Origin of the sequence: Moorena sp. SIO3H5, assembly GCF_010692395.1 — a bacterium.
Taxonomy (GTDB): Bacteria; Cyanobacteriota; Cyanobacteriia; order Cyanobacteriales; family Coleofasciculaceae; genus Moorena.
This window is the reverse complement of sequence record NZ_JAAHHS010000348.1, coordinates 1-8,153: the sequence shown is the minus strand read 5'-3', so window position 1 is coordinate 8,153 and position 8,153 is coordinate 1. Positions and strand designations below refer to the sequence as shown.

Genomic DNA, 8,153 nt, shown 5'->3' with positions numbered 1-8,153 from the left:
ACCAATATCATGCTGGATTGGTTAGCAGTTTGGGGAATTCCTAGTGCTGGTGGCTATCTGGCCAAGGAAGTGATTGGTCTTTTGGCCAAAGAGGCTCTAGAAGACTACACCAAAGACTTCTTCAAAGGTTCATTATCAGCAGATGGGTGCGGTACCCGCTATGACTGCTAACACCGTTGCTTCTACTAGGGTTAACCCTAGCGGTGTCGTCCCTTCCATGGGATGTGACTGTGATAGTGGGTCAAAGGCTTTGGTTTACGCAATCGGCACCATTGGCTATGACTTTGCTACAGAGGCTCGTCAAGATAGCTTTAAGCAGCTGATGCCCTTAGTGGATTCTCAAAACGTTAATAGAGAACTTTTAGCAGAATATGGCAATATTGATACTGCTGTTCCTGCTAATCCATTTGATGTGAGGCAGATGACTAACTATCTTCTGGGTACTCCCGATCTCGATGACAATGATAATCTGGATCTAGATGAGCACAACTACTATGAAGTTAAGCGTAATGAGGGAACAGACAACCTATCAGAAGCTCAATCCTTGATTTGGACATTGAATCTAGAGCTGACCCCCATTTATGCTATTGAGCCGAAAGGTCCATCTGCTCAATTGGTGTACAAGCAATTGAGCAAGTTTCTAGAGGGGCAGGCTTTGCCACAAATTCAGGATAACTCTTACAACAAAGGATACATCGATAAAGTTTCAGTCCCAGGAATCTTAACAGGTAAAACCGTTCAACTATTCTCTGGTCAAGTTGTTCCTGTACTTGAACTGTATAATCTTCGAGGACTGTACGGTTGGCACATTGAGGTCTTAATCCAAGATGTCATTGACGCAGTTACCGCAGGCGGCATAGCAGAGGACACCACGTTGGATGAAGTGAGTGAGGCGACCGGTTATGCATTAAGAGCGTTTCTACAACGCATTTACTACGATCTGCGTAATCTTGGTCAAACCTCCCAAGAACGTGCTTTCAACTATGCCGCGACCAATGCATTTCAGTTTGCAGATGCCTTAGTGACTGTACTACAGACTTCGTCGAGTTCAAGTGCTGGGTCTATGCAACTTGATACCATTGGGGTTGAACGAAGCCCCTTCTGCCGAGTCGATTCAGACTGCTGGGATGTCAAGCTTAAGTTCTTTGACCCAGAAAACGATAGACGAGCCAAAAAAATCCTGCGATATACAATTGATGTTAGCGATATGATGCCGGTGACCATGGGTCAACCCAGAATTTGGGATGCGCTCTAGTCAGATATTTTTTTTAAAAAAGGAGAAACGACCATGAAATGTCCTAAGCAAGCTTTACCTGTTCAACGTCCTTCCACCTCAGCAGCAATATCTAACCAGAAAGGGGTTAAACCTAGCAATAATGCCTTTGAGGAAATACTTAATACATACATAATGTCAGATGAATCAGGTGCATCAGGCTGGGAGCATGTCACTTATTAGAACATTTGTACTAAATCTCTAGCCCCCTTATGGGTTTAAGCTTGCTCTGATGGTAGATAGTTCATCTGTTCTGCAACGCAAGACCTGCTCCCCATCAGGCTTGGAAGTAACCCTCAAATTCTGAGTCCAAATTGATTGGATTTGATGGGGGAAACTGGTCTGTGCTAGGTAGTTACAGACCCATTAACAAAGGTAAACATCCATTACGCGATCAAGTTATGAAACTACCGAAGCAATCTGTACCCGTTAAAAGACCAGACCTGATTGACCCTTCCACAACAGTAGACCTGCAAATATTAATAGATGCACAGGCAGTGGATGAGTTGCGCAATCTTAAATTTTATTTACTTCATGGTGCCAACTATAACAATCCGATGAGATTCTTGATGCCAGCCAACTTCTGTGGCTGTCAGATATTCTCTGGACAGTCAAGAGTAAGATGCTCAGCTACCTGTGGTGGGCTTTAGAGTTGAAGTATTGCTTAGCTTAGAAGTTGAGCGCCGATTTGATGGTGTTGCCTCCACTAACTAACTCCAGGATTCAACTTAGTAATAAAAGCCATGAATATTCACCAGGCCATTTATCGAACAATAGCCAAAAAAAAAAGCAAACCTCCGAGTACCTCAGAAGCTGAGCCGACAGTTCAACTGACTGAAATTGTTGACAAATTCCTGGCAAAGCTACAGAAACAAAGCAACCTGCAACATTTTTCCTGGGTTGTTCAAAACGACCCTAATCTGCTAGCAGAACTGAACAAGATAACGGATAAAGGTGCCTTTGTCGAACAATTGCTGGCTCTCGCCAAAACTCAGGGTGGTTACAACTTTACCGCTCAAGATGTGATGACAATGCCTGGATCGTGGAGTGCTAATTCTGTTGAGGAGCTGATCTCAGCATTTTACACCTTGGCCCAGGGAAGCCTGGAACACTTTCTGACAGATGTTAAACAAGATCCAGCCTTGCAACAAAAGCTAAGTGAGAAGCTGCAGACAACAACTGACAAAGGCAACCTTGCCCAAGTTCTAGTCAAACTCGGTAAAGCGGAAGGTTATTCCTTTACAGCAGAAGATGTTGAAGAGGTCGCACAGGGAATCTGATTACACTTGATTCAGGAGAAACGGTGATGAAACTTCCCATTCAAGCTGGGCATGTCCCCCCTTGGTAAGGGTATGTGTTAGGCGAAAACTCATATCTAATTAAGTAAGTAACAGCCCACTTCAGGAGAAAGAATCATGAAATTACCCAAACAAACTGCACCCATTCAACGAAAAGTTTCCGGGACTACCCTGTCCTTGCATAATGGTGTCAATGGTGTTGAAGCTAGTGCTACCCTAGAAGAATATGTTGAATTGGCAAAAGCTGCACGTCCATTGGTAGATCCATTACTAAAGTCCTCAAAGAAACTTTTAAGCAAAACTTTTCGCTCTCTTTTCTAGCACTAATTGTCTCGTAGGAATGATCCTTCAGGAGTTTGAGCATGAATCCTACTTCATTGCTGAGGCGATCAGAAAGTGGAAGGGAATCATTCCTAACTGACTCTATTTCTGTCTAAATTATTGACGAATCAACTAAAACAAGGAGCAATAAACATGAAACTTCCAGTTCAAGTTAAGCCCGTTTTAAGGCAATCGTTGGGTGCGAGTTATGTATCTCTCAAAGTAGGTGCTAACCCAAGTGCTCCAAGTGATCCAGATCCATATCGAGGTACATGCTTTATGAATACAGGAGGGGCTGAATCAACAAATTGTACAGCAGGCGAATTCCATCGACAGAATAACGTTTCGCAGAATACTTGCTGTAGTGACCGTTATGCAGTTTCATGGCAGTCACCGCGTGACCAGCGCGGAAACAGGCAGTGTGTTCGTTGTCGACCTCCACAGTAATAAACTTAAACAAGGATCAATCTTATGAAGCTTCCTATTCAGTCCTTGCCTGTTTCTCGTTCTTCTAATTTTACATATTTAGCGTATAAGACAAATTCCAGTTCTGGTGTTGTTGCGAACGCTGCTCGTGGTGTAAATTGTTACAGCGATGTTTGTAATGATCTAAATCTAATTGGTTATAGTATCGATAGGAATGATTGTTGCGGTAATGGGGGTTTTTATTATCAAACTCGTAATGATAATGGTCTAAGTGTGGGTGAATGTGTGATGTGTCCTCGTTCTCCTGCTCGTTCTGCTGCTCCTTCTCCTGCTCGTTCTGCTGCTCCTTCTCCTGCTCTTCCTGCTCTTCCTTCTCTTCCTCCTTCTCCTCTTAGTATTTAATCGTCTTTTTGTTAATCAAGGTGAATGAACATGAGAGAATGCGTAATGCTCTTGAGGGAAAATTGGGAATCTCTAAACATACGATTGAGCCTAAATCGAGTTATGGCTAAACTTCCTCATACTTGCTGAAACAGCTATTGCTATTACGTTTTTAGTCTAAAATTCTGTCCGCCCTGCTGCGGCAGTTTTTTTGTCTTTTAAAGTGCTTCAAACAAAACAACACCTTTTTGGAGATAAAATTATTATCAATTTTACTTTAAGCTTAAATAACTAAATAATCCATAGGTTGTTTTTTTCCAACTTATCCAGCAAGCCCTAGAGAGCTATCGACAATAATATTAATATATATATAGCAATTCTCAGGAGGAGTGAGCGACATTGCTTATCCTTGTCTTGATGCAGTCGCTCATGGGGGAGACCCCCAAGACCGCGCTGCATCGCTTTAAGGCAAGAGGCAAAAGGCATGCATGCAATATTCAAGAGGGTTTTAAGGGAATCAGCCTCAAATAATACTGTACCTCATAAGTGCGAGAAACGCTATATAAAGTCTAGTTGAACACCCTTAATGAAATCCAAAATCTCAGAAGGGAAAAAAACAGCATGAAACTTCCAAATCAAGCTTCACCCGTCAGGAGATTGGTTGTCCAGAACTATTCAGGTTTACAAGAGACCCTAGAGGAAGTAGCTAGCCAAAGGAACTCTTGGGAGTTGAAGCTAAAAAAAGAAAATGATTCCTCCTCTCCCTTCAAAGATGCCGAGGAAACATTGGAGGAAGTTTCATCTGAGGAAAGTAGTACTAAGGAAACCCCTAACCCCATTCCTGAACCTCCTGATCAGATTCAGGAATACCCCAGTGATATTGGACTTTGGATAAAACTTTGTAACTTCTTTTCCTGCATCAAAAATCCCCCCATCTAATATCAAGTCTGGTTTAATACCCATAATTAAGGAGAGAGTGGGGAGATGGGGAGATGGGGAGATGGGGAGATAGGGAGATTTTTATTAAGGGTAATTATCCCGACATGATATAATTTAGTAGAAATTGTAACATACAAAAATCTGATTAACTTAATTTTTTTTTTTTAATTCGAATAAATCCGATCCTAAAGCGGTGCGACTTGGCGCGAGGTTTCCAACTCCTAGGTCGCCGCTCCGCGAACGCCAAGGGAACAGGCACCAAGAGAGGCAGTTTTTTTGTTCAAAGTCAACGAATTTTCCGCTGACTTTGAACAAAAATCAAAGGAGGATTTGCGTACACAACCAGAATGTAGAGTACTCTCAAATCGACCAAGAATAACAGGGCAAATAATTGATAATGAATCGGGCTTATTGAGAATAAACAGGTTGATTATGGATTTTTGATACTATTGTTTACTTTTTGACTGTAATTTTTAAGACAAATTTATAGGCGTTTAACCTGGGGGAAAAGCCCATCAGCCCAAGACTATGAATCCCTGGCAGCAGACGTAAAAGAGATTAAACAAAGGCTTACCTGTTTTATTAAAAAGCTGACGGCTGACGGCTGATAGCTGAATGCTTACCTAAGGATTAACCGTTGATAAATAATTACATATCACTTCTGTTCTTTTTGTGCCATTTCCAACTCTTTTTGTGCCATTGCCAACAATTCCGGTACAGTCACAAACTGGTAACCTTGCTTTCTCAATTCAGTAATAATTACCGGTAAAGCTCGTATCGTCTTGGAACGATTACCGCCACCATCGTGGAGTAACACAATTCCTCCCGGTTTCGCTCTGCGGAGCACATTATAGGTCAAGCGACGTTGGTTTACCGAGTAATCCTCTGAGTCAGCTGACCATTTTACAATCACGTAATTTTTTTTTCGGGCGTAAGCCACTAAGCCATTGTTCATTATCCCCCCAGGGGGTCTAAACAAAGAGGTCTTAACGTTAATAGTTTTGTAAATCCGTGCTGTGGTATTATCAATTTCCTTAGCAGCTGCTAAAGTATTATGATAGTAATAACTGTGGTTCCAACTATGGTTACCAAGGGCATGACCATGGTCTACAATTTTCTTAAGCTCTTCTGGATATAGATAAACATTTCTTCCTACGACGAAGAAAGTTGCCTTAACATTATATTTTTTTAGGATGTGTAGCACATCGTTGGTCATCTTAGGCCAAGGACCATCGTCAAAGGTCAAGGCAATCACTTTCTGCGGAGTTTTAAGCTCAACGTCCTCGATATATTTTCCCCGAAATTGGGGAGGAACATAGTTAATCTGCTTGCCTCTCTCTTGCTCTGCCCATTTAGCAATACCTTGCTGCAAACCTTTATCTGGCGACTTAGTTAACGTTTCAACTTTCTTCGAGTCAGTTTGCTGCTGTGGCATTTGCCTAGTGATTAGTGCAGCAATATTTTGGTTAGCCCATCGACCTGTTTTCAAGCTGTAGGCAGCCATACAACTTAGAATAGCAGCAATTATAATCCATGTACTGCGCGACCAGAATAAGCCCTCACGTTTTGCCAAAATTGGTCTCCTTTGCTCCTGTCAAAATACCAGGAAAGTAAATTATCATCTGTAACTAACCATCATCTTATAGAGTGGTGGCTAGCTGTTGCCTAATTGTCTTTTTAAGATTAAGGATCAGCCATCCGGTGACAATTGCTGATAGTAGATATTGACAAGAAAATCGGTAACTTCTGCAATACTCATACCATCGGTTTTTACTTCAATAGCATCAGCTGCCTTGCGCAAGGGGGCTACGGCACGGGTGCTGTCCTTTAGGTCACGCTGTTGAATCTCCTGCTCCAGCTGTTCTAAGCTCACCTCTTGCCCCCGGTTTTTCAGGTCTTGCTGACGGCGGCGTGCCCTTTCTTGGACAGAAGCTGTTAAAAATAGTTTGACTTCTGCATTGGGAAAGACATGGGTGCCAATGTCACGACCTTCCGCTACTACTCCTCCTTGACGACCCCAGCGTTGTTGTTGTTTGAGTAACTCACGGCGTACTGAACTAAGGGCAGCCACCGTAGAAACTTTGGCAGTAACCGACTGTGAACGAATTACCTGGGTAACTTCTTCTCCATCAACCCACACCTGAATCCCAGACTCTCCTGCTTGATCATTAGTCAGATTAATTGTAATTTTACTGACTAATTCTGCGATCGCAGGCTCATCCTCCAAGTCAATACCTGCTTTGAGCACCCGCCATGTCACAGCCCGGTACATAGCACCAGTATCAAGATACATCAATCCTAATGCTTTGGCTACCAAACGGCTAACGGTCGATTTTCCAGCTCCAGCCGGACCATCAATGGCCACAATCGGTTTACGGTGGGACAGGAGTATATTGTCAATTAAACGAGTTGTACCTAAGTGAACTGCGATCGCTAATAATCCTTGCTCTTCAACCTGTTCGAGGGGGGTCAGAGTAACAGGATCTACTAATTCCACATACTCGACCTGGATATCCTGGGTTCGAGCTAATTCTGAGCTAACCCTCTCCATCAGATTGATGCGATCGCATAATCCATCTTGAAACGCTTTCTGAGCGCTACGCAACGCTTTATATAGTAATGATGCTTGGGCTTTTTGCTCTGGTGTCAGGTATTGATTGCGAGAACTACAAGCGAGTCCGGACTTTTCCCGCACTATCGGACAAGGCACAATGGTCACTGGTAACTTAAAATCTGCCACCATACCCTGGATGATTGCCAACTGTTGGGCATCCTTTTGACCAAAATAGGCTCTGTTTGGTCGTACCAGATTCAACAGCTTGAGCACGACAGTTGCCACACCCTGAAAAAAACCAGGACGAGAGACACCACATAGAACAGAGGTCATGGCTTTGGGTGGAATTACTTGAGTCAATTCATCACCCTTGTCCGCAGTGGGCATTGAATTATCACCATACAACTGGTCTATAGTGGGAGCAAAAATTGCATCAACTCCGACCTGTTGGCAAAGTTCTTGATCCTGAGCCAATCCACGGGGGTACTCCTGAAAATCTTCTGTTGGTGCAAACTGAAGAGGATTAACAAAAATGGTAACAATGACCAGGGAATTTTCTCGTCTTGCGCGCTCAATTAAGCTTAAGTGACCGCTGTGCAAGGCTCCCATAGTGGTTACTAGACCCACTTCCTTGCCAGAACCTTGACGTTCTAAGTAGCAGTGTAATCCAGCAGTTGTTGTAAACAGGTGCATAAGATTCTAGAGTTTAGATCCCTATTGATGTTAGCAACATAGTCCTATGTAAATAGAAATCTCCAGGAATTCCTTGGCAACTCCTGGAGATTTCTATTTACTAATCACTAATCAATTTAATAAAGAATCTCTATACGCACAGACCCAGTGCCAGACCTTACCAATCCAATTATTCTGGCAGCTCCTCTGGACAAGTCAATAATCCTACCCCTAATATAAGGTCCACGATCATTAATCCGCACAATGACAGAGCGACCATTTCTGAGAA

The 8,153-nt window shown here is 42.8% G+C and carries 11 protein-coding genes; 7 read left to right on the top strand and 4 right to left on the bottom strand.

Annotated features, from left to right (window positions below):
* Nucleotides 1-160: 160 nt before the first annotated feature.
* From F6K52_RS27735 to F6K52_RS27710, 6 genes are all read left to right on the top strand, one after another.
* On the top strand, nt 161-1,255 hold the full coding sequence (locus tag F6K52_RS27735) for a hypothetical protein (RefSeq protein WP_293086030.1): 1,095 nt from the start codon (nt 161-163) through the stop codon (nt 1,253-1,255).
* Nucleotides 1,256-1,288: 33 nt separating this feature from the next.
* Nucleotides 1,289-1,456 (top strand): hypothetical protein, encoded by a 168-nt coding sequence (locus F6K52_RS27730; RefSeq protein ID WP_293086028.1) that lies wholly within the window; start codon nt 1,289-1,291, stop codon nt 1,454-1,456.
* 131 nt (nt 1,457-1,587) lie between these two features.
* Nucleotides 1,588-1,923, top strand: coding sequence for a cyanobactin biosynthesis system PatB/AcyB/McaB family protein (locus tag F6K52_RS27725; RefSeq protein WP_293086025.1), 336 nt, complete (start codon nt 1,588-1,590; stop codon nt 1,921-1,923).
* A gap of 93 nt (nt 1,924-2,016) precedes the next feature.
* Nucleotides 2,017-2,553, top strand: coding sequence for a Nif11-like leader peptide family natural product precursor (locus tag F6K52_RS27720; RefSeq protein ID WP_293086022.1), 537 nt, complete (start codon nt 2,017-2,019; stop codon nt 2,551-2,553).
* Between the two features lie 135 nt (nt 2,554-2,688).
* Nucleotides 2,689-2,892, top strand: coding sequence for a hypothetical protein (locus tag F6K52_RS27715; protein ID WP_293086018.1), 204 nt, complete (start codon nt 2,689-2,691; stop codon nt 2,890-2,892).
* A gap of 471 nt (nt 2,893-3,363) precedes the next feature.
* On the top strand, nt 3,364-3,720 hold the full coding sequence (locus F6K52_RS27710) for a hypothetical protein (protein WP_293086015.1): 357 nt from the start codon (nt 3,364-3,366) through the stop codon (nt 3,718-3,720).
* Between the two features lie 315 nt (nt 3,721-4,035).
* Here the strand turns inward: F6K52_RS27710 and F6K52_RS27705 are convergent, their stop codons facing one another.
* Complete coding sequence (locus F6K52_RS27705) at nt 4,036-4,158, bottom strand: hypothetical protein (protein WP_293086012.1); 123 nt, start codon at nt 4,156-4,158, stop codon at nt 4,036-4,038.
* A 162-nt stretch (nt 4,159-4,320) separates the two neighbouring features.
* Between F6K52_RS27705 and F6K52_RS27700 the strand changes: the two genes are divergently transcribed.
* Complete coding sequence (locus F6K52_RS27700; RefSeq protein ID WP_293086009.1) at nt 4,321-4,638, top strand: hypothetical protein; 318 nt, start codon at nt 4,321-4,323, stop codon at nt 4,636-4,638.
* A 655-nt stretch (nt 4,639-5,293) separates the two neighbouring features.
* Here the strand turns inward: F6K52_RS27700 and F6K52_RS27695 are convergent.
* From F6K52_RS27695 to F6K52_RS27685, 3 genes are all read right to left on the bottom strand, one after another.
* Nucleotides 5,294-6,211 carry a polysaccharide deacetylase family protein gene (locus F6K52_RS27695; RefSeq protein ID WP_293086006.1) on the bottom strand — a complete coding sequence of 306 codons (918 nt, stop codon included), beginning with the start codon at nt 6,209-6,211 and terminating at the stop codon, nt 5,294-5,296.
* Nucleotides 6,212-6,328: 117 nt separating this feature from the next.
* Nucleotides 6,329-7,885 carry a bifunctional pantoate--beta-alanine ligase/(d)CMP kinase gene (locus F6K52_RS27690; RefSeq protein ID WP_293086003.1) on the bottom strand — a complete coding sequence of 519 codons (1,557 nt, stop codon included), beginning with the start codon at nt 7,883-7,885 and terminating at the stop codon, nt 6,329-6,331.
* 116 nt (nt 7,886-8,001) lie between these two features.
* Nucleotides 8,002-8,153, bottom strand: a 152-nt coding sequence (locus F6K52_RS27685) for an RlpA-like double-psi beta-barrel domain-containing protein (RefSeq protein WP_364420024.1), incomplete at its 5' end; no start/stop codon positions are given.

Excerpts from the sequence above, each read along its gene's own strand:
- F6K52_RS27710 (WP_293086015.1), top strand. The coding sequence starts at position 3,364 with ATGAAGCTTCCTATTCAGTCCTTGCCTGTTTCTCGTTCTTCTAATTTT.
- F6K52_RS27715 (WP_293086018.1), top strand. The coding sequence starts at position 2,689 with ATGAAATTACCCAAACAAACTGCACCCATTCAACGAAAAGTTTCCGGG.
- F6K52_RS27700 (WP_293086009.1), top strand. The coding sequence starts at position 4,321 with ATGAAACTTCCAAATCAAGCTTCACCCGTCAGGAGATTGGTTGTCCAG.
- F6K52_RS27720 (WP_293086022.1), top strand. The coding sequence starts at position 2,017 with ATGAATATTCACCAGGCCATTTATCGAACAATAGCCAAAAAAAAAAGC.
- F6K52_RS27705 (WP_293086012.1), bottom strand. The coding sequence starts at position 4,158 with ATGCAGCGCGGTCTTGGGGGTCTCCCCCATGAGCGACTGCATCAAGAC.
- F6K52_RS27690 (WP_293086003.1), bottom strand. The coding sequence starts at position 7,885 with ATGCACCTGTTTACAACAACTGCTGGATTACACTGCTACTTAGAACGT.
- F6K52_RS27735 (WP_293086030.1), top strand. The coding sequence starts at position 161 with ATGACTGCTAACACCGTTGCTTCTACTAGGGTTAACCCTAGCGGTGTC.
- F6K52_RS27730 (WP_293086028.1), top strand. The coding sequence starts at position 1,289 with ATGAAATGTCCTAAGCAAGCTTTACCTGTTCAACGTCCTTCCACCTCA.